Raw genomic sequence first — 21224 nt, forward strand, 5'->3', positions numbered from 1 at the left:
CTCGGTTCGAGTGGATTAAGCCTTAATTCGCTCCGCACTTGTCTGGCGCGAATTGGGCTATATCTGTCGGTACCTACGCGTTCTACCTCTACCAACTTCCTGCATCACGGGGCGTCCATCGGCCTTCCGGCAGATCCAGCCCAGCTGGCAGCCAAGACTGGCGATGTCCGCCTCTAAAAAACCTAGGTGACTCATGCGCGATCCGGTTGAAACCTACATGAACCTCGTGCCCATGGTGGTCGAGCAGACCAATCGTGGCGAGCGCGCCTACGACATTTTCTCGCGTCTGCTGAAAGAGCGCATCATCTTCGTGACCGGACCGGTCGAGGACGGCATGTCGACGCTGATCGTCGCGCAGTTGTTGTTCCTTGAGGCGGAAAATCCGAAGAAGGAAATCTCGATGTACATCAACTCGCCGGGCGGCGTGGTGACGTCGGGCCTTGCGATCTACGACACCATGCAGTTCATTCGTCCGCCGGTCTCGACGCTGTGCACGGGCCAGGCCGCTTCGATGGGCTCGCTGCTGCTCTGCGCCGGCGAGAAGGACATGCGCTTCTCGCTGCCGAACGCGCGCATCATGGTGCATCAACCCTCCGGCGGCTTCCAGGGCCAGGCCACCGATATCATGCTGCACGCGCAGGAAATCCTGAACTTGAAGAAGCGGCTCAACGAGATCTACGTGAAGCACACCGGCCAGACCTACAAGACGATCGAGGACGCTCTGGAACGCGACAAGTTCCTGACCGCCAACGACGCCAAGGAGTTCGGCCTGGTCGACAAGGTCATCGACAAGCGTGCCGAAGAGGCTGCGCCCGCGAAGGCCCCGTAGCATTACCGGAACTGCAACTTTGATCCCTGGGATTGGCGGGGATCGTCGGCTCAGCGTTCATGTTAAGGACGCTTTCGCGAGGGCGCAAAAGCCGTTTTTGCGCCCTGCGACAGGCAGAAAGTTCCGCTTTCGTGCTTGTTTTTCGTGGTAATCCAGCAACGCCGGGGTGATTTCGGTCACTTCGTCCGTGCCAAGATCGGAAATCACGGTATTGTCACGGGTAGCCAGCGACCCCCCGATTAGCGAATTCTTGATAGTCGGGTGACAGCATGGTTGGCTACGAATGATCGGCTATGATCGCTGGAGAATCGAGTGACCGTGATTCGCACGGGATGTAGCGCGTAGGGTCTTTTTTGGTACGGAATTTGCTCTATTTGAATCCCTTACCCGCCAACGTTTCGGGATGGGACGATCGAGCGGACGGGATCGAACCGCGGACGGAGACATGAATGAGTAAGGTCGGCACGAGCGACTCCAAGAACACGCTATATTGCTCGTTCTGCGGCAAGAGCCAGCACGAAGTCCGCAAACTGATCGCGGGTCCCACGGTCTTCATTTGCGACGAGTGCGTCGAGCTCTGCATGGACATCATCCGCGAGGAGAACAAGTCCTCGCTGGTCAAGTCGCGCGACGGCATTCCGACGCCGAAGGAAATCTGCAAGGTCCTGGACGACTATGTCATCGGCCAGAGCCATGCGAAGAAGGTCCTGTCGGTCGCGGTGCACAACCACTACAAGCGCCTCAACCACCAGACCAAGCACAACGACGTCGAGCTTGCGAAGTCGAACATCCTGCTGATCGGTCCGACCGGTTCGGGCAAGACGCTGCTCGCGCAGACGCTCGCCCGCATTCTGGACGTGCCGTTCACGATGGCGGACGCGACCACGCTGACCGAGGCCGGCTATGTCGGTGAGGACGTCGAGAACATCATCCTGAAGCTGCTCCAGGCCGCCGACTACAACGTCGAGCGCGCCCAGCGCGGCATCGTCTACATCGACGAAATCGACAAGATCAGCCGCAAGTCCGACAACCCCTCGATCACGCGCGACGTGTCGGGTGAGGGCGTGCAGCAGGCGCTTTTGAAGATCATGGAAGGCACGGTGGCTTCAGTCCCGCCGCAGGGCGGCCGCAAGCACCCGCAGCAGGAATTCCTGCAAGTGGATACCACCAACATCCTGTTCATCTGCGGCGGTGCGTTCGCCGGCCTCGAGAAGATCATCTCGGCGCGCGGCCGGTCGACCTCGATCGGTTTCGCGGCCCAGGTGATGGCGCCGGAAGATCGCCGGACCGGCGAGATCTTCCGTCACGTCGAGCCTGAGGACTTGCTGAAGTATGGCCTCATCCCCGAATTCGTCGGCCGTCTGCCCGTCGTGGCGACGCTCGAGGACCTGGACGAGACCTCGCTGAAGAAGATCCTCACCGAGCCGAAGAACGCGCTGGTGAAACAGTACCAGCGGCTGTTCGAGATGGAGAACATCGAGCTGACCTTCGCCGACGAGGCGCTTGGCGCGGTTGCCCGCAAGGCGATCGAGCGCAAGACCGGCGCACGTGGTCTGCGTTCGATCCTCGAAGCGATCCTGCTCGAGACCATGTTCGACCTGCCGGGCCTGGAAGGTGTGGAAGAAGTCGTGATTTCCCGCGAAGTTGTGGAAGGCACGGCGCGTCCGCTCTACATCTACGCCGATCGGACCGATCGCGCGGTCGAGAACGCCAGCGCCTGATTTTCCGGCGCTGGAACGCTTCCTGTCGTCATTCATCTCAGCGGCTGCGGATATGTCCTCCGCAGTCGTGTTGCGTCGCTTGTTTGCGTGCGTAAGCGCCTGATGGCGCGTGTTTTTCAATGACTTGACACCCCCCGGGTCGATAGCCACCTAATGTCGGCGGCGAGCGAGAATTCCGTTCAAGATTCGCCTCAGTTCCGATCCGGCAAGCCCGGTCCAACCTTCAAAGGGTAGACCGGTTTTGTGGATCACCTCGGCACCTTGTGGCGGTTGCGCACCAGATGCGGGCTGCGTGCGAGGGGGCAAAGCAAAAGGAAAAGGCCATGACTAGTCCAAAACCCCGGCCAACCATCGTCCATGGCGAGACGCACGCTTATCCCGTGTTGCCGCTGCGCGATATCGTCGTCTTCCCGCACATGATCGTTCCGCTCTTCGTCGGTCGCGAGAAGTCGATCCGCGCGCTCGAAGAGGTGATGAAGAACGATGCGCTGATCATGCTCGCGACGCAGAAGAATGCGTCCGACGATGATCCGGCGCCCGATGCCATTTACGAGACCGGTACGCTCGCCAGCGTGCTGCAGCTCTTGAAGCTCCCCGATGGCACCGTGAAGGTGCTGGTCGAAGGGCTCGAGCGCGCGCGCGTGCAGAAATACACCGATCGCGCCGATTACTACGAAGCCACCGCAATTGCGCTCGCCGACACCGATGCGAAGTCGGTCGAGGCCGAGGCGCTGGCGCGCTCGGTCGTGTCCGACTTCGAGAGCTATGTGAAGCTCAACAAGAAGATCTCGGCCGAGGTCGTCGGTGTCGTGCAGGCGATCACCGATTTCGCCAAGCTCGCCGACACCGTTGCCTCGCATCTCGCCGTCAAGATCGCCGATCGCCAGGGCATCCTGGAGACGCTGTCGGTCACCACGCGCCTGGAGAAGGTGCTTGGCCTGATGGAGAGCGAGATCTCCGTGCTGCAGGTCGAGAAGCGCATCCGCTCGCGCGTCAAGCGCCAGATGGAGAAGACCCAGCGCGAATATTATCTCAACGAGCAGATGAAGGCGATCCAGAAGGAACTCGGCGACGACGATGGTCGCGACGAGCTCGCCGATCTCGAAGAGAAGATCTCCAAGACCAAGCTCTCCAAGGAAGCGCGCGAGAAGGCGCAGCATGAATTGAAGAAGCTGCGCCAGATGTCGCCGATGTCCGCGGAAGCGACCGTCGTGCGCAACTATCTGGATTGGCTGCTGTCGATTCCTTGGAACAAGAAGTCCAAGGTGAAGAAGGATCTGGAATCGGCGCAGGCCATTCTGGACTCCGATCACTACGGTCTCGAGAAGGTCAAGGAACGTATCGTCGAGTATCTCGCGGTGCAGTCGCGCGCCAACAAACTGACGGGTCCGATCCTGTGCCTCGTGGGTCCTCCCGGCGTCGGCAAGACCTCGCTCGGCAAGTCGATCGCGAAGGCTACGGGGCGCGAGTTCGTGCGCGTGTCGCTCGGCGGCGTGCGCGACGAGGCCGAGATCCGCGGTCATCGCCGCACCTATATCGGCTCGATGCCCGGCAAGATCATTCAGTCGATGCGGAAGGCGAAGTCGTCCAATCCGCTGTTCCTGCTGGACGAGATCGACAAGATGGGCGCCGATTTCCGCGGCGATCCGTCCTCGGCCCTGCTCGAGGTGCTCGACCCCGAGCAGAACGGGACGTTTGCCGACCACTATCTGGAGGTCGACTACGACCTGTCGAACGTCATGTTCATCACGACCGCGAATACGCTCAATATTCCCGGGCCCCTGATGGACCGCATGGAGATCATCCGGATCGCAGGTTACACCGAGAACGAGAAGGTCGAGATCGCGCGCAAGCACCTGATCCCGAACGCGGTGTCCAAGCATGGCCTGGACTCCAAGGAGTTCTCGATCGACGACGAAGCGCTGCTGCTTCTGATCCGCCGCTACACCCGCGAAGCGGGCGTGCGTAACCTGGAGCGTGAGCTCTCCACACTCGCCCGCAAGGCGGTGAAGGAGCTGATGATCTCCAAGAAGAAGTCGGTCAAGGTCACCGAGAAGACTCTGGAAGAGCTGCTCGGCGTGCCGAAGTACCGCTTCGGCGAAATCGAGAGCGAGCCGCAGGTCGGCATCGTCACCGGCCTTGCCTGGACCGATGTCGGCGGCGAGTTGCTGACCATCGAAGGCGTCATGATGCCCGGCAAGGGCAAGATGACGGTCACCGGCAATCTGCGTGACGTGATGAAGGAATCGATCTCGGCGGCGGCGTCCTACGTTCGCTCCCGTGCGATCACCTACGGCATCGAGCCGCCGCTGTTCGACCGCCGCGACATCCACGTGCACGTGCCTGAGGGCGCGACGCCGAAGGACGGTCCGTCGGCGGGCGTGGCGATGGCCACCGCGATCATCTCGGTCATGACCGGCATCCCGGTCCGCCACGATGTCGCGATGACCGGCGAGATCACGCTGCGCGGCCGCGTGCTGCCGATCGGCGGTCTCAAGGAGAAGCTCCTGGCTGCCGCGCGCGGCGGCATCAAGACGGTGCTGATCCCCGAGGACAACGCCAAGGATCTCACGGAGATTTCCGATGCGATCAAGGGCGGCATGGAGATCATTCCGGTCTCCCGTCTGGACGACGTTATCGCCAAGGCGCTGGTGAAGAAGCCCGTGCCGATCGTCTGGGAAGAAGACACCAAGGTGACCGTGAAGCCCGACGGGGACGAGGCCGCCGGCGGTCTGACCGCTCACTGAGATCACGATCCGAAAAGATGATAAAACGGCGCCTTCGGGCGCCGTTTTTGTTTTTCGGGAAGGGGACGCGGGCGATGCAGGTCGGTGGGCAGTGCCATTGCGGCAAGATCACCTTCGAGGCCGAGATCGACCCCGATGCCGTCTCGGTCTGTCATTGCCGGGACTGCCAGACCTTGACGGGCTCGCCGTTCAGGGTGACCGCGATCTGCGCGGCTGATGACGTCAAGCTCACCGGCGGCACGCCCAAGGTCTACGGTAAGCGCGGCGACAACGGTCGGATGCGTTTCCAGCATTTTTGCGCCGATTGCGGTTCCCCTCTGTTCACCAGCGGGGAGGGGGACCAGGCCGACGATTGGGGCATCCGCTGGGGCTCGATCCGCCAGCGCGACAAATTGCGCCCGGTCAGGCAGATCTGGTGCCAGTCGGCTGCGGTGTGGATCGACGCCGTGCCGCTGCTGCCGGGCAGGCCGGGGGATTGAGGGCTTGCCGAGCAGGAGCCTGCGAAGCAGGCGAAGGCTGGTGGGCGGTCACGGATTCGAACCGCGGACCCTCTCGGTGTAAACGAGATGCTCTAACCAGCTGAGCTAACCGCCCCACGGCGCCTCTTTAGCGTCCCAACAGGGGCAGGAGCAAGGGGGTGGCAGCAGCCGAAGCCCGTCCCTCTCGGCCGGGCGGTCTCCAGCGAAACGCTGTTCTTCCGCGATCAGGCCTGGATTTTCGTGGTCAGGCTGGACGCCACCGGGAACTCGGGTGACACTCCGGCTTTATTCGGGTTTGTTCCTGGGTTTGTCATCCGTTCGATGCTGCGTATCGATGGTGATGTTGCGCGGACTTATTGCCCACCGGCGCCGCGGGCGCCGGAGGAGCCGCTGCGATTGTTTCGTCTGCTCGCCGCGCTGAAGCGCAATCCCCTGGAATGCTGGAGCGCGGCGTTCTTTCGCGAGCCGATCGCCAAGGTGAGGCTTCCCTTTGCCGACGCCTTTCTGGTGCACGATCCAAACGCCATCAGACACGTTCTGGTCGACAACGCCGACAACTATCGCAAGGACCCGATCCAGCGTCGCATCCTGGCGAACGGCCTCTCCGACGGGCTTTTGAGCGTCGAGGACGCGCGCTGGGAGGCGCAGCGGCGCGTGCTCGCGCCGCTGTTTGCGCGACGCACGGTGATGTCGTTCACGCAAGCGATGCTCACCGCAGTCGACGGCGTGACAAAACGATGGGGGAGCCTGGGACGGGGAGCCATGATCGACGTCGCCGCCGAGATGGCACTGCTGACGCTCAACGTGCTCGCGCTCACCATTTTCTCCGACGGCATTGCCGGCGACTACGACGAATTCCGCGATGCGATGAATGCCTATTTCGCGGTGATAGGACGGATCGGCGTGCTCGATCTTCTCGGTGTTCCTCAATCCGTGCCGCGTCCCGGAGGCGGCCGCCTGCGGCGGACCATGCAGTATTTCGAAGGCATCATCGACCGCATCATCGACACCCGCCGCGGCCGGCTTGCGGCCTTGCCGGCCGACGAAACGCCGGCCGATCTCCTGACGCTGCTGCTGCGTGCGCCCGATCCTTCGACCGGGCAATCGATGTCGATTGCCGAGGTGCGCTCCAACATTCTCACCTTTCTGTCGGCCGGCCACGAGACGACGGCGAATGCGCTGAGCTGGTCGATCTTCCTGCTGTCGCAGTCGCCCGACTGGCGCGCGCGCGTGCGGGAGGAGGCCGCGCGTGAACTCGCGGGGCCCTTGGAAGGCCTTGCCGACCGGCTGGTGGTGACACGGGCGGCGGTCGAGGAGGCGCTGCGGCTCTATCCGCCGATCGCGGCGTTGAGCCGGATGGCAAAGGACGCCGACACGCTCGGCGGTATCGCGGTCAAGCCGCGCGGGTTGATCGTCATCGCGCCCTACGTGCTGCACCGCCACCGCCTGCTGTGGGAGCAGCCCGACGCGTTCGATCCGTCGCGCTTCATGCCGGGACGCCGCGGCACGATCGGGCGCTTTGCCTACCTGCCCTTCGGCATCGGGCCGCGCATCTGCATCGGTGCCTCCTTTGCGTTGCAGGAGGCGACGATCGCGCTTGCCGCGCTCACGCAGCGCTTCGACCTCGAACTCGCGCCGGATGCCAAAGTTTGGCCCCTGCAAAAAATTACGCTACGACCGGAGAACGGCTTGCCGATGCGCGTGACGCCACGCGATTGCGGCGAGGGGCCGCCCGAGCGATTTGAAGAATAGGATGCCCGATGCAACAGCCAAGCGGACATGAGCAGAACGCCGACCAGATCGCCTACTGGAATGGCCCGAGCGGGCAGCGCTGGGCCGATCGCCACAGCGCGCAGGAGAGCCTGCTCGGACCTATCGCCGACGTGCTGATCGATCGCGCCCGGCCGAGGCCGGGCGAGCGCGTTCTCGACGTCGGTTGCGGCTCGGGGGCGACGACCTTTGCATTCGCGAAGGCTGTGGCGCCCGACGGTTTTGCACTCGGCCTCGATGTGTCCGAGCCGATGCTGTCGCAGGCGCGCGCATTCGCGCCGAAAGGGCTGCCGCTCGATTTCGCGCTGGCGGATGCGACGGTGTATCCGTTCGCGCCGGCGAGCTTTGATCTGCTCGCATCGCGCTTCGGTGTGATGTTCTTTGCCGACCCGATCGCGTCCTTCACCAATCTGCGGCGAGCACTGAAGCCGACGGGACGGCTCGCTTTCGTCTGCTGGCGCGAGCCGAAGGAAAATCCGTGGATGATGGCGCCGCTGATGGCGGTGTACAAACACGTACCCAAAATGCCGCCGGTCGGACCGGAAGAACCCGGTCCGTTCGCGTTTGCGTCCGAGGAACGCGTGACACGAATCCTCGAAGGCGCCGGCTTCGTGGATGTCGCGATGGAGCCGCATAACCTTCCGATGGACATCGCCATCGGCGGTGGTCTCGATGCGGCCGTCGACGGCTCGCTCCAGATCGGCCCGGCCAGCCGCGCGCTGCAGGGCCATCCGCCGGAGACGGTAGCGGCCGCAAAAGCCTCGATCCGCGAGACGCTGGCGCCGTTCCTGAAGGGACAGAGCGTGGCGCTGCAGGGCGCGATCTCGATCGTGACGGCGAAGGCTGGATAGGGCGCCCGCGGCTCTCTCGATCGTCATTGCGAGCGCAGCGAAGCCATCCAGTCTGTCACCACGGAAACAGTCCGGATTGATTCGTCGCGAGTGCTCCTAGCAATGACGTAGATGAGCCAGCGCCGGCCTCTACACCACATCATCCGGTGCCAGCGCGCAGCCGTTGTCCGGATGCGTCTCGACCTGGAGCGTGGTGTGGCCGATGCGGAAAGTGCTCTTCAGCAGCTGCGCGGTCTCCATCAGGAACGCATCGACGGTGCCTGATGGCATCACCAGATGACACGTCAGTGCGGTCTCGGTGGTCGAGATCGGCCAGACGTGGAGGTCGTGGATCGCCGAGACGCCCGGCCGCGCCAGCAGGAACCCCTTGATCGCGGCGAGGTCGGTGCCTTTGGGCGCGGCCGCCATCGACATGTCGATGGAGCCGCGCAGCAGGCTGGTGGTGCTCCAGAGGATGGTGACGCAAATCACGAGGCTGGTGACGGGATCGAGCCAGAGCCAGCCGGTCCAGATGATCAGCGCTGCCGAGACGACGACGCCGAGCGAGACTGCGGCATCCGCTGCCATATGCAGATAGGCGCCTTCGATGTTGATGTCGTCCTTGCGGCCGCTCGCGAACAGCATCGCGGTAAAGCCGTTGATGAGGATGCCGATGCCCGCGACCACCATCACGGTCACGCCCGCGATCGGCTCCGGCTCGCGCAGACGCAAAATCGCCTCCCAGCCGATCGCACCGGTGGCGACCAGAAGGAACACCGCATTCGCGAGCGCCGCCAGAATGGTGGAGGCGCGAAAACCGTAGGTGAAACGGCCGGTCGGCGCGCGCCGCGCCGCGATCGAGGCGCCCCAGGCCACGACCAGCCCGAGCACGTCGGACAGATTATGGCCGGCGTCGGCGAGCAACGCTGTGGAATTGCCGAGATAGCCATAGATCGCCTCGGCCAAGACCAACGCGGTGTTCAGCGCGATGCCGATCGCGAACGCCTTGCCGAAATTGGCGGGCGCATGGACATGCGCGTGACCGTGACCATGCGAATGGCCGTGGCCATGATCATGCCCGTGGTCATGGTGGTGATGACCGTGATGGTCGTGATTGCCCAAACCTAGCGCTCCCCGGCTTCAGCCAAATCAGGCGCCATCTTAGGCGTTTCGCCCGCGCCGTCACGCCGGAACAGCACGTAGAGCGCCGGCAGCACCAGCAATGTCAGCACGGTCGAGGAGATGATGCCACCGATCACGACGGTCGCGAGCGGCCGCTGCACCTCGGCGCCGGCGCCGGTCGCAAGCGCCATCGGCACGAATCCGAGCGAAGCGACCAGCGCCGTCATCAGCACCGGGCGCAGGCGCGTCAGCGCACCCTCGCGCACGGCCTCCGCGACGAGGCGGCCCTCGTTGCGGAGACGTTCGATGAAGGCGATGATGACGAGGCCGTTGAGCACGGCGACACCCGAAAGTGCGATGAAGCCGACCCCGGCACTTATCGAAAGCGGAATGCCGCGCATCAAGAGCGCCGCGACGCCGCCGGTCAGCGCCAGCGGCACGCCGGAGAACACCAGCGCTGCGTCTGCCACAGATCCCATGCTCATGAACAGCAGCAAGAACACGAGCGCGAGCGCCACCGGGACGACGATGGTCAGCCGCTTGCTGGCGGAGACCAATTGCTCGAACTGGCCGCCCCAGCCGATCCAGTAGCCCGGCGGCAATTTGACCTTCTCGGCCACTGCATCCTGCGTCTCTGTCACGAAGGAGCGCAAATCGCGCCCGCGAACGTTGGCCATGACAACCACGCGGCGCTTGCCGTTCTCGCGGCTGATCTGGTTCGGGCCGGGCGCGATCTCGATTGCGGCGACGGAGGACAGGGGCACATAACGCAACGCCGTGCCCGATGCACCGGGCCAGGCGGTCTTGGTGACGGTCGCCGCATCCTCGCCCGGCGGCAACGGGATCGGCAGCGACTTGATCGCGTCAGGGTCCGCCCGGAGGCTCTCCGGTAGCCGCACCACGATATCGAAGCGGCGGTCGCCTTCGAACAGCTTTCCAGCCGGCTTGCCGCCGATCGCGATCTCGACGAGGTTTTGCACCTCGTTGAGACTGAGGCCGTAGCGCGACAGCGCCTGGCGGTCGAGCTTGACGGTCAGGATCGGCAGCCCCGCGACCTGCTCGGTCTTGACGTCGGCCGCGCCCTCGATGCCGCGGACGACGCCGTTGACCTGCTGGGCGATATTGGCGAGCACGTCGAGATCGTCGCCGAAGATCTTGATGCCGACGTCACTACGGATGCCCGCGATGAGCTCGTTGAAGCGCATCTGGATCGGCTGGGTCATGCCATAGGCGGTGCCGGGCAGGGTGTTGGCGGCGCCTTCGATCTCCTCGATCACCTCATTCTTCGGCTTGGCGGGATCGGGCCATTCGTCGCGCGGCTTCAGCGTGACATAGGTGTCGGCGACGTTGGGCGGCATCGGATCGTTGGCGATCTCGGCGGTGCCGATCTTGGAGAAGATGGTCGCGACTTCCGGGACCTGTTTGACCGCCTTCTCCAGTCGAAGCTGCATGTCGACGCTCTGGGTCAGGCTGGTGCCGGGAATCCGGATCGTCTCGATGGTGATGTCGCCTTCGTCGAGGCTCGGGATGAACTCGCCGCCCATGCGGGTCGCGGCAAACAGGCTGGCGGCGACGATCAGGACGGCGCCGAGCGCGACGCTGCGGCGATAGCTGATAGCGAGGTCTAGCAGCGGCACATAGATCCGCTTGGCGCCGCGCATGAAGATGTTTTCCGTCTCCGAGACCTTGCCGGTGACGAAGATCGCGACCGCGGCCGGGACGAAGGTGACCGACAGCAGCGCCGCGCCAGTGAGCGCCATCAGCACGGTCAGCGCCATCGGCGTGAACATCTTGCCCTCGGTCCCGGTCAGGGTGAGCACCGGCAGGTAGACCACGGCGATGATCAGCGTGCCGAACAGGCTCGGCTTGATGACTTCGCTGCTGCCGTCGCGAATGGTCTGAAGCCGCTCGTCCAGCGTCAGCAGCCGGCCGCGCCGGTGCTGCTCGGCGGCCAGCAGCCGCAAACAGTTCTCGACGATGATGACCGCGCCGTCGACGATGATGCCGAAATCGATGGCACCTAAGCTCATCAGGTTGGCGCTCACCTTGCTCTCGACCATGCCCGTGATCGTGAACAGCATGGAGAGCGGGATGACGCAGGCTGTGATCAGCGCGGCGCGGATGTTGCCGAGGATCAGGAACAACACCGCGATCACCAGCGCCGCGCCCTCGACGAGATTCTTCTCGACGGTCCTGATGGTCGCTTCCACCAGATGGGTGCGATCGTAGACCGCGCGCGCGATGATCCCGTCGGGCAGCGATTTCGCGATCTCGCCCAGCCTCGCGGCGACGCGCTGGGCAACCGTGCGGCTGTTCTCGCCGATCAGCAGCATCGCGGTGCCGAGCACCGTCTCGCTGCCGTTTGCCGTCGCTGCGCCGGTCCGCAGGTCCTGGCCCTCGCTGACGTCCGCGACGTCGCGAATGCGAACCGGTACGCCGCCGCGCGAGCCGATCACGATGTCGCGGATGTCGGCAATGTTGGCGACCTGGCCGGGGGCGCGGACGAGATATTGCTCGCCGTTGCGCTCGATATAGCCGGCGCCGACATTGGCGTTGTTGGCGGCGAGCGCGGTCATGATGTCGCGGAAGCCGAGCTTGTAGGCCATCAGCCGGCCGGGGATCGGCAGCACGTGGAATTGCCGCTCATAGCCACCGATCGAGTTGACTTCGATGACGCCGGGAATGGTGCGCAGCTGCGGCTTGATGATCCAGTCCTGGATGGTACGGAGCTCCGTCGGCGTGAACTCAGCGCCCGACGGCGACTTCGCGCCCGCCTTGGCTTCGACGGAATAGACATAGATTTCGCCGAGCCCGGTCGAGATCGGCCCCATCGCGACCTCGGTGCCAACAGGCAATTGGTCCTTGGCCTGCTGGATGCGCTCGTTGACGAGCTGGCGCGCGAAATAGATGTCGGTACCGTCCTGGAATACGACGGTGACCTGGCTGAGGCCATAGCGCGAGATCGAGCGGGTGTAATCGAGTCGGGGGAGGCCGCCCATCGCGGTCTCGATCGGGAAGGTGATGCGCTGTTCGGCCTCGAGCGGCGACAGGCCGGGTGCGCGCGTGTTGATCTGGACCTGCACGTTGGTGACGTCAGGCAAGGCGTCGATCGGCAGGCGGGTGAAACTCCAGACACCGAAGGCGCCGGCTGCGAGCGCAAGCAGCACCACCAGCCAGCGCTGGCGGACCGAGAAGGAGAGGAGCGCGTCAATCATGATCGGCGTCTCCCTTGCCCATCTCCGCCTTCACCACAAAACTGTTTTCGGCGACGTACTGCTCGCCGGCGGTGAGGCCGGCCTTGATCTCGGCGAACTTCGGATCGGAGTCTCCGATCTCGACCGGACGCGCCTCGATCTTGTCCTTGTCCTCGCGCACGAACACGATGGTCCTGTTCTCCAGTGTCTGGATCGCGCTGCGGCGCACGGCGACCGCGACGTTGCGGGCGGCGAGGATCAGTCGCGCCGTGACGAACAGGCCCGGACGCAATCGCCCGTCGGGATTCGGCAGCACCACGCGCGCCAGTGCGGTCTGGGTCTCGCTCGAGCCGATCGGAGCGATGTAGGAGATGGTGCCCTTGATCTCGCCGCGGCCATCGTCGGGGTCGATCAGCACCTCGTCGTTGAGGCGGACGCGTTTGAGGTCCTGCCGGTAGATCGACAGGTCGACCCAGATTGTCGAGAGGTCGGCGACGACGAAGGCCGGCTTCTGCTCGGAGGCGTATTCGCCGAGCGAGATCTGCCGCTCGATGATGGTGCCGGCGAGGGGGGCCTTCAGCTCGTAGACGGTGAGGCTCTGGTTGCTCTCGATGCTGGCGAGCAGATCGTCCTTGCCGACCTTGTCGCCGATGCGCTTCTGGATCGATTTCGCCACACCCGGAAAGCGCGGGGTGACTTGAACGACAGCTTCCTGATTGGCGCGCAAGATGCCGTTGAAGGACAGTGTATCGGTCAGCGTGGCGCTCGCGGCCTCCGCCAGCACCACGCCGGCTGCCGCCAGCTTGACGTTGGAGATGCGGATGCGGTCGGCGCCATGCTCGTCCTGCTCGACATGGTCGTTTGGTTTCTCAGGCTTCTTTTCAGCCGTGTGTTCGGTCGATGCAACCTTGGCCGGCGTCAGGATCGAATAGCCATAGGCGCCGAGCGCGGAGGCGACGATGGCAATGATGATAGTGGAGGATGTTTTCATCGCGCGCTCTCCCGGGCCAGCGCAAAGGGATTGCCGACGAGGCCCTCGATGGTGGCGACGCCGGCATGGAAGTTTTGCAGAGCCTCCTGCTCGCGTAGCCGCGCTTGCGTCACACTTGCCTGGGCGTCGAGCACTTCGAGCAGGGTGAAGCGGCCCTGGCCGTAGCCCTGCGAGATCGCATCCGCAGCTTCCGTGGCCTTGGGAATCGCGCTCTCGCGCAACACCGCGAGCTCGCGCAGCGAGCCCTGGAGCGAGTCATAGGCGCGGCCGGCGATCACGATCAGCGTGTTCCGGTTGGCCTCGCGCTCGGCGCGGGTCTTGGCGAGGCTCTCCTGCGCCGAGAGGATGTTGCCCTGGTTCTGGTCGAACACCGGGATCGGCACCGAGACGGAGAGGCGCACGGCGTCGTCATTGGTCTCGTTGAAATGGCGCCAGCCCGCCGCGATCCTGATGTCAGGATACGGTTTGAGCCGCGCCATCAGCAGCTCGGCGTTGCGCTGGGCATAGACGGCGGTCCAGCGCACCAGTTGCGGATTGGCGTCGATCGCGGCGACCACCGACTGGAACGTCGGCGGCCGTCCCGTGGTATCGAGCCGGCCGGAGACCTCACCGAATTTTGCCGCGGGACCGCCCATCAGCACCGCAAGCTCGCGCCGGGCGCTCGCCAGCGTCGCCTTGAATCGCTCGCGGTCTGCTTTCACCAAGGCGGAGGCGACCTCGGCGCGGCCTGTTTCGGCTGGCGAAGAGGCACCGGCCTCGACGCGGCGGCGCAAGAGTGGCGTCAGCTTGTCGATCGCCCCAATTTGCTCGTCGAGGATCTGGATGCGCCGCTGCGCGCCGAGCACGCTGAGGAAGGCGATCGCAGTCTCCGAAAGCACCTCCAGCCTGATGGCTTTGCGCTGGATCGCCGCAACCTCGATGCCGGCTGCTCCGGCCGCGATGCGCGCCTCGCGCTTGCCGAACAGTTCGAAGGCCTGGCTGATCTGGAGCGTGGTCTCGGCCGATTTCGTGCCACGATAGATTCCGGAGCCGAACGAATTGTCCTGCTCATAAGACAGCTCCGGATTGAGGAGGGCGCCGGCCTGGATGCGCTGGCCCGTCGCGATGCCGACATCGCGTTCCGCTGCCGTCAGGCGCGGGCTCGCGGCCAGCGCGCGAGAGAGCGCGGCGCGCATCGTCAGCGTCTGGGCATGAGCATGCTGCGTCAGCCATGGGCTGACGATAACAGCCATCGCGCACGCCACGCGCGCGGTCGTCCGTCTGCAAGACATGAAGGTGACCTGTGAACGAGAGCATCGTGGGCGCACGCAGCGCCCGGCTGATCGGTTCAGGTCAGGGGTTTTGGGGGCCGAGAGTCGGTGTCGGGCGGGACGCCTACAAGCGCAGGCACGCGCTGCATGACCGGCGCTGTAACGATATCAGCCGCCACTTCGGATTGCACGGACTGCGCAACGGCGATCGAGAAGCAGCCGTGGCAATGATGGCCGCCCAGCGCTTTGTGATCGTCGTGGCCGTCAAAACCGGTGTCGAGGAGCGAGGCGATCTCCGAACCGCCCGAGGGGCTGGTGACATCGATATCGTGCGCGCCATGGAGCAGGCCCGAGAACAGGTACATGGTTGCGACCAGCACTGCCACGAGCCCGCGCCAGTTGCGTAGGGACCAAAAGCTTTGGGGGCGGCGGATCGCGGTCACGAGGTCACTCAGTTCCTGATCCGCTTCCGGTAGCACGGCGGCTGGAACAGTGTCGACCCGCAACATTGTTACGTGTGGGGAACTCGATGTCGCACGACAAAAACCAAAAGGCCCCAGCCCGGGGCTGACCGGCTGAGGCCTCTTGTGCTCACAATCTTCATCCGTTGGGACTTGCAGAGACAATTCACGCTCCGCCGGTTCGTTCCCAGGCCCTACCAAAATTAGGAACATTCGCCAGCCCCTCTCATTAGCGCTCCGGAGCCTTTGAGGAGGATGGGACTATGGACGGACTGATCTATCTGATCGGCCTGATCGTCGTGATCATGGCGATCTTGTCGTTCTTCGGCCTGCGTTAGCGAGACGACCGATGGCGATCGAAACGCTCGTACAGGATAATTTGATGGAAGGCGGCTTCACGGCCGCCGAGGAACGGCGGAGCATCCAGTGGAGCTCCGTCATTGCCGGTGCTTTTGCCTCAGGCGCAATGTCGTTCATTCTGGTCAGCTTTGGCGTGGCCATCGGCCTCGGTGTCAGCTCGGCCTCGCCGACCTGGCGCGATGCATCGACGGCGCTCGCGCTGCTGTCGGGGTTGTATCTGATCATTCAGGCGATCGTCAGTTTCGGCTTCGGCGGCTATATTGCCGGCAGGACGGCACGACCGGCGCCTGCGCTGGCAACGATCGAGGATGACGGCGAGCGGCGCGACGGGCTGCACGGGCTGACGTCATGGGCGCTGGCCGTGCTGATCGGTGCCGCGCTGCTGGCGATCATCGGTGCGGCGGCGATCGAACGCTCGCCGATGCGTAGCGCGAGCGGCAACGCGAGCACCGCCGAACCGCTCTTGAGCTACGAGCTCGACAAGCTGTACCGCGCGCCGCGCCGTCCTCCCAACACCGACATGCGGGAAGCTCGCGCGGAGGCTGGACGCATCCTGATGACGTCATCGAGCCATAGCGGCGTCAGCATCGACGATCGCAACTATCTCGTGCAGCAGGTCGGCGCGTTGACGGGACTGTCAGCGCCCGACGCCGAGCGTCGCGTCGATGCTTCGATCGCCGACTCTCACACGGCGATCAGCCGTATCAGACGCAATTCGGTGATCGTCGCCTTCTCGATTGCGGCGGCGGCCCTGATCGGTGCTGCCGTGGCCTGGGCCGCGGCCGTCGCCGGCGGACGTCACCGCGATGGCGAGCCGTTGCCGAACTGGATGGCGAGCTCCAACCGCTTCCATCGCGGCCGGCGCGCGATGCTGGTGCCGTAAGGGGAGAAGGCTCGCTTACGCCTTCTCTTCCCAGATCATCGCAAGATGCACGATGGTCTGCACTGCCTTCTCCATGTCCTGCCGGCTGACCCATTCGAGCCGCGAATGAAACGCGTGCTCGCCGGCAAAGATGTTGGGGCAGGGCAGGCCCATGAAGGACAGGCGCGAGCCGTCGGTGCCGCCGCGGATTGCCGTGCGCATCGGGCGCAGCCCGGCGCGGCGGATCGCCTCGATCGCGTATTCGAGGATGTGCGGGTGACGGTCGATCACCTGCTTCATGTTGCGGTACTGCTCCCTGACCTCGAACTTGTAGGTCGAGCGCGGGTACTCCTTCATGACGTCCTTGACGATGTTTTCGAGCAGAACTTCCTTCTCCTTCAACCCTTCCTCGGTGAAGTCGCGGACGATGAGGGAGAGCGTCGCCTGCTCCAGCGCGCCTTCGATGCCGACGGGATGCAGAAACCCCTGTTTGCCCGACGTGGTCTCCGGCGAGCAGCCTTCCTTGGGCAGACGCTCGACGATTGCCGCCGCGATCTTGATCGCGTGCTCCATCTTGCCCTTGGCATAGCCGGGATGGGCGCTAACGCCGGTGATGGTGATGGTGGCGCCGTCGGCGGAGAACGTTTCGTCTTCGACGCTGCCGGCGCTCTCGCCGTCCATGGTGTAGCCGAAATCCGCGCCAAGTTTCTTGATGTCGACATTGTCGACGCCGCGGCCGATCTCTTCATCGGGTGTGAACAGGATCTTGATGGTGCCGTGCTTCACATCGGGGTTGTTGATGAAGAAGTGCGCGGCATCCATGATCTCCGCGACGCCAGCCTTGTTGTCGGCGCCCAGCAGCGTTGTGCCGTCGGTGGTGATGATGTCGTTGCCGATCTGGTTCTTCAGCGCCGGATGTTCAGTGAAGCGGATCACCTGGCTGGGATCGGCCGGCAGGGTGATGTCGCCGCCGCGATAGTTCTTCAGCACTTGCGGCTTGACGTCCTTGCCGGTGACGTCGGGCGAGGTGTCCATGTGCGAGCAGAAGCAGATCACCGGCACTTTCTTGGGCGTGTTGGCCGCGATCGTTGCGTAGACGTAGCCGTAGTCGTCGAGATGGGCGTCTGCGACGCCCATGGCTTTCAATTCGGTGACGAGAACGCGGCCGAGATCCTTCTGCTTCTCGGTCGAGGGCGAGGCGGGGGAATTTGGATCGGACTGGGTGTCGATGGTGACGTAGCGCAGGAAGCGCTCGGTCACGGTATGCGAAAAGGTGAGGGAGGACATTTCTGGTCAAACCGCCGGTGTCAGGGGGATGCAGGCGGTATATCAGAAAAGCGGGCCGCGTTGCGGCCGGACGTGGGCGGATCAGGCTTAACGAAAGGTAGCGTTCAGATCGCTTCCTTCAGTTCCTTGACCGGGCGGAACGCGACCTTCTTGCTGGCCTTGATGTGGATGGCTTCGCCCGTGGCGGGATTGCGGCCGGTGCGGGCGGCGCGCTTGCGGACCTGGAGGATGCCAAGGCCCACGATGCGGACGCGGTCGCCCTTCTTCAAGTGCTTGGTGATCAGGTCGACCATGTCGGTCAGGACGGCCTCGGCATGCTTCTTGGAGAGGTCCTGGCTTTCGGCGATGTCGGCCGCCAGGTGCTTGAGCGTGATCGTGGCTGGAGCTGCTGCCTTCTTCGCCGAATCTTTCTTAGCCATGTCTGGCCTCCTCGGATGTCGCGTGGAAGCTCGTGAGGCTCCCAAACTGCCAAGTTCCCGCAAGGGCTAGACGATTCGGGATGGGACTGACTATGCCGGTCCTCCGCAGGCCGGGATTTCGCGCGATCCATCAAACAAATCGGGCGTGTTCCCGCCATCTCGCGATCGACAACGATACGGCACCAGCGACTGGGCTGAAGATCTGTTGCTAAGCTTTTGAAGATGTTGCCAAAAATGGCGCGAGAGACGGGGCTCGAACCCGCGACCTCCGGCGTGACAGGCCGGCGCTCTAACCAACTGAGCTACTCCCGCGTGACGCGTTGATGTCCGCGCGGAACGAGGGGGGACTTAAAGGGGGGACATGGTGAAGTCAAGGACGTTGCGTTCACGGGGGGCCAAACGCCTGTTGGAAGCGGAACGGGACCGTATCGCTACGGCCGGGCGACGGCTTCGGGGCTCCGAATCAATCAATGGTGTTACAAGCTCCACAGGCAATTTCCGGGGACATCAGGCTTGACCGTCGGCTCGCGCGCCTTCCAGAACGCAAGGCTCCAGAAGAAATTCAAGAAGGACGCTGATGCCGCGCTGGCGGCGGCCCATCAGGCCTATGCCAACGGGCGGCTCGCCGACGTCGAGACGCTGTGCCGGCGGATCCTCGAGGTGCTTCCGGATCAATTCGACACGCTGCATTTGCTCGGGGTCTGTCTCAGCGCCGATCCGAAGCGGCTCGACGAGGCCGAGCAGGTCCTGCGCGCAGCGATCGCGGTCAGCCCGCGCGCGGCCAACGTTTATTGCGATCTCGGCACGGTGCTGTTCGACCTCAAGCGCTATGAGGACGCCCGGGCCTGCCAGGAGAAGGGGATCGCGCTCAATCCGAACTTCGCAATGGCCCTGACCAATCTCGGCAACACGCTGATGCATCTGGCGCTGCCGCTGGAGGCGATCGGACTGCACGAGCGCGCCATCCGCCTGAAGCCCGACTATGCCGACGCCTATTGCAATCGCGGCATGGTCGAGCTGCGGATCTGGCACTCCGAGCAAGCCTTGCAGAGCTTCGAGCGCGCACTTGCGTTTCAGCCGAACCATCAGGAGGCCCTGGCCGGCCGCGGCATGGCCTTGCTGGAGATGCGCAATTACGCCGACGCGGAAGCTGCCCTGAACACCGCCCTGGCGATGAAGCCGAACAACGCCAAGGTCCTGGCCCATCGGGCGCGGCTCCATCTCCGGCTGATGCGCCTCGAACAGGCCGAACGCGATGTCGAGGCGGCGCTCGCGCTTGCGCCGACGCTCGAACTGGCGCTACGCGAAAAGGCACTCGTCAGTCTCTTGCTGCACAAGCCGACACAGGCGATGGCGGCCTGCCAGAAGCTGCTCGAGCAGAATCCAAAGTCGGAAATCGCCGTCAGCTTGATGGGATCGTGCTTCGCCAGCTTCGGCGAGATTGCGACCGCGCTCGAGCAATTCGATCGGGCGCTGGAGCTCAAGCCCGACTTTGAGGATGCGATCAACAGGAAGATCTTCGCGCTCGACTTCCTGCCCGAAGCTGATTTCGCGATGTTGCAGGCCGCGCGCAAATACTGGTGGGACAACATCGGCGGCAGGATTCCGCCACGAACGCTTCAGCCGCGCAACCTCGATCCCGACAGGCGTCTGGTTGTGGGCTACGTCTCCGCCGATTTCAGGCGCCATTCGGCCGCGTACATCTTCATGCCGGTGCTGCGCCACGGCGACCACGCCCATTTCGAGATCGTCTGCTATTCGTCATCTCCGCTTCAGGACGAGATGACCGACGAATTCCGCTCGTTCGCGGACCGCTGGGTCGATGCGGTATCGATGACCGACGAACAACTGGGGGATCGCATCGAGGCCGATGGGATCGACATCCTGGTCGATCTCTCCGGTCATTCTGCCGGCGCTCGCCTCGGGATGTTCTCGCGCAAGCCAGCGCCGATCCAGGTCTCGGCCTGGGGGGCGCCGACCGGCACGGGCCTGAAGACCATGGACTATATCTTTGCGGACCCGGTCGCGATTCCGGAAAGCGCGCGGCCGGAGTTCGCCGAGCAGATCCACGATCTGCCGTGCATGCTGACGATGTCGGAGCCCGCACCGGCTTTGTACCGTCCGGACTTGCCGATGCTGCGCAATGGCTACGTCACCTTCGGCACCTTCAACCGGATCGACAAGATTTCGAACGAGGTGCTGCCGGTGTGGTCACGGCTGCTGCTGGAGCTGCCGGGATCGAAGCTCGTCATCAAGCACACTGCGCTCGACGACACCGGACTCCGCGACGGCCTGATCGCCCGTTTTGTCGAACAGGGCGTCAGCCCCGATAGCTTGGTCTGCCTCGGGGCGAGTGTTCGCGAGGAGCATCTTGGGGAATATGCAGGGATCGACATCTCGCTCGACCCGTTTCCGCAGAACGGCGGCGCGGGTACCTGGGAATCCCTCCATATGGGCGTGCCCGTGATCGCCAAGCTCGGCCGGACGACCTCGGCGCGGGCGGCCGGCGGCATCGTCAAGGCGATCGGGCTGGACGACTGGGTCGTGGAGAACGACGAAGCCTACATCGGGGTCGCAAAGCGATTTGCGGCAGACCCGGCCGGGCTGGCCGCGCTGCGGCAGGAGCTGCCGGCCCGGATCGCCGCCTCGGCGGCGGGCAATGGCGCCACCTACACCCGCCACGTGGAGGCGGCCTACCGCCAGTTCTGGCGGGACTATTGCGCCGCTCAGGCTCGTTGATTCAATGGCTTGGCCTGAGCTCTTGAGACTCTGGCCAAAAGCAAAAGGCCGCCCCTAGGCGGCCGTTCGTGTCAAACCGGACCTTTTCCCCGCGACTAAAGCGGGATGGGTTTAATCTGAATCGATTTGGGATTCCCAAATCAGCTTGTTTCTGATTCACCAT

Annotated in this window: 15 protein-coding genes and 2 tRNA genes; 8 read left to right on the forward strand and 9 right to left on the reverse strand. The window is 64.0% G+C overall.

The annotated features are described in order from the left end of the window. Nucleotides 1-193: 193 nt before the first annotated feature. From QY049_RS38765 to QY049_RS38780, 4 genes are all read left to right on the forward strand, one after another. A complete protein-coding gene (locus QY049_RS38765) occupies nucleotides 194-829 on the forward strand; it encodes an ATP-dependent Clp protease proteolytic subunit (protein WP_194475564.1) in 636 nt (211 codons plus the stop codon). Between the two features lie 449 nt (nucleotides 830-1278). Next, nucleotides 1279-2550 (forward strand): ATP-dependent Clp protease ATP-binding subunit ClpX, encoded by a 1272-nt coding sequence (gene clpX / locus QY049_RS38770; protein ID WP_018642420.1) that lies wholly within the window; start codon nucleotides 1279-1281, stop codon nucleotides 2548-2550. Between the two features lie 323 nt (nucleotides 2551-2873). Further along, nucleotides 2874-5297: an endopeptidase La gene (lon, locus tag QY049_RS38775; protein WP_301270707.1), complete on the forward strand. Its 2424-nt coding sequence runs from the start codon at nucleotides 2874-2876 to the stop codon at nucleotides 5295-5297. A 74-nt stretch (nucleotides 5298-5371) separates the two neighbouring features. Continuing rightward, complete coding sequence (locus QY049_RS38780) at nucleotides 5372-5776, forward strand: GFA family protein (protein WP_301270708.1); 405 nt, start codon at nucleotides 5372-5374, stop codon at nucleotides 5774-5776. A 38-nt stretch (nucleotides 5777-5814) separates the two neighbouring features. On the opposite strand, the gene QY049_RS38785 is transcribed toward QY049_RS38780, so the two are convergent. Beyond that, nucleotides 5815-5891 (reverse strand) — tRNA-Val (locus QY049_RS38785). Between the two features lie 281 nt (nucleotides 5892-6172). On the opposite strand from QY049_RS38785, the gene QY049_RS38790 reads away from it, so the two are divergent. Next, nucleotides 6173-7528 carry a cytochrome P450 gene (locus tag QY049_RS38790; RefSeq protein WP_301270709.1) on the forward strand — a complete coding sequence of 452 codons (1356 nt, stop codon included), beginning with the start codon at nucleotides 6173-6175 and terminating at the stop codon, nucleotides 7526-7528. Nucleotides 7529-7536: 8 nt separating this feature from the next. Then, a complete protein-coding gene (locus QY049_RS38795) occupies nucleotides 7537-8397 on the forward strand; it encodes a class I SAM-dependent methyltransferase (RefSeq protein WP_301270710.1) in 861 nt (286 codons plus the stop codon). 129 nt (nucleotides 8398-8526) lie between these two features. On the opposite strand, the gene QY049_RS38800 is transcribed toward QY049_RS38795, so the two are convergent. Genes QY049_RS38800 through QY049_RS38820 form a run of 5 tightly spaced genes read right to left on the reverse strand, consistent with a single transcriptional unit; the run spans nucleotide 8527 to nucleotide 15442 of the window. After that, nucleotides 8527-9498, reverse strand: coding sequence for a cation diffusion facilitator family transporter (locus QY049_RS38800; RefSeq protein ID WP_194475569.1), 972 nt, complete (start codon nucleotides 9496-9498; stop codon nucleotides 8527-8529). 2 nt (nucleotides 9499-9500) lie between these two features. Next, nucleotides 9501-12713 carry an efflux RND transporter permease subunit gene (locus QY049_RS38805; protein ID WP_301270711.1) on the reverse strand — a complete coding sequence of 1071 codons (3213 nt, stop codon included), beginning with the start codon at nucleotides 12711-12713 and terminating at the stop codon, nucleotides 9501-9503. Next, entirely contained in the window at nucleotides 12706-13683 is a 978-nt protein-coding gene (gene ihpB, locus QY049_RS38810; RefSeq protein WP_301270712.1) for a divalent metal ion exporter adaptor subunit IhpB, read from the reverse strand. Before ihpB ends, QY049_RS38805 begins: the two co-directional genes overlap by 8 nt. Continuing rightward, nucleotides 13680-14954, reverse strand: coding sequence for a divalent metal ion exporter subunit IhpA (gene ihpA, locus QY049_RS38815; RefSeq protein WP_194475572.1), 1275 nt, complete (start codon nucleotides 14952-14954; stop codon nucleotides 13680-13682). The genes ihpB and ihpA overlap by 4 nt, the downstream gene beginning before the upstream one ends. Nucleotides 14955-15010: 56 nt before the next feature. Then, nucleotides 15011-15442, reverse strand: a complete 432-nt coding sequence (locus tag QY049_RS38820; RefSeq protein WP_367401212.1) for a hypothetical protein — start codon at nucleotides 15440-15442, stop codon at nucleotides 15011-15013. Nucleotides 15443-15743: 301 nt separating this feature from the next. Here QY049_RS38820 and QY049_RS38825 point away from each other — a divergent pair, with 301 nt between their 5' ends. Then, nucleotides 15744-16637, forward strand: a complete 894-nt coding sequence (locus QY049_RS38825) for a hypothetical protein (RefSeq protein WP_301270713.1) — start codon at nucleotides 15744-15746, stop codon at nucleotides 16635-16637. A gap of 15 nt (nucleotides 16638-16652) precedes the next feature. Here the strand turns inward: QY049_RS38825 and pepT are convergent, their stop codons facing one another. The 3 genes from pepT to QY049_RS38840 all read right to left on the reverse strand — a co-directional run bounded on the left by pepT (nucleotide 16653) and on the right by QY049_RS38840 (nucleotide 18634). Beyond that, nucleotides 16653-17903: a peptidase T gene (pepT, locus tag QY049_RS38830; RefSeq protein ID WP_301270714.1), complete on the reverse strand. Its 1251-nt coding sequence runs from the start codon at nucleotides 17901-17903 to the stop codon at nucleotides 16653-16655. Between the two features lie 104 nt (nucleotides 17904-18007). Continuing rightward, nucleotides 18008-18322: an HU family DNA-binding protein gene (locus tag QY049_RS38835; RefSeq protein ID WP_018642395.1), complete on the reverse strand. Its 315-nt coding sequence runs from the start codon at nucleotides 18320-18322 to the stop codon at nucleotides 18008-18010. 235 nt (nucleotides 18323-18557) lie between these two features. Further along, a tRNA-Asp gene (locus QY049_RS38840) sits at nucleotides 18558-18634 on the reverse strand. 201 nt (nucleotides 18635-18835) lie between these two features. On the opposite strand from QY049_RS38840, the gene QY049_RS38845 reads away from it, so the two are divergent. Then, nucleotides 18836-21061: a glycosyltransferase family 41 protein gene (locus QY049_RS38845; RefSeq protein ID WP_301270715.1), complete on the forward strand. Its 2226-nt coding sequence runs from the start codon at nucleotides 18836-18838 to the stop codon at nucleotides 21059-21061. The last annotated feature ends 163 nt before the right edge of the window (nucleotides 21062-21224 follow it).

Source organism: Bradyrhizobium sp. WYCCWR 13022 (genome assembly GCF_030435535.1).
In the GTDB taxonomy this organism is placed as follows: Bacteria; Pseudomonadota; Alphaproteobacteria; order Rhizobiales; family Xanthobacteraceae; genus Bradyrhizobium.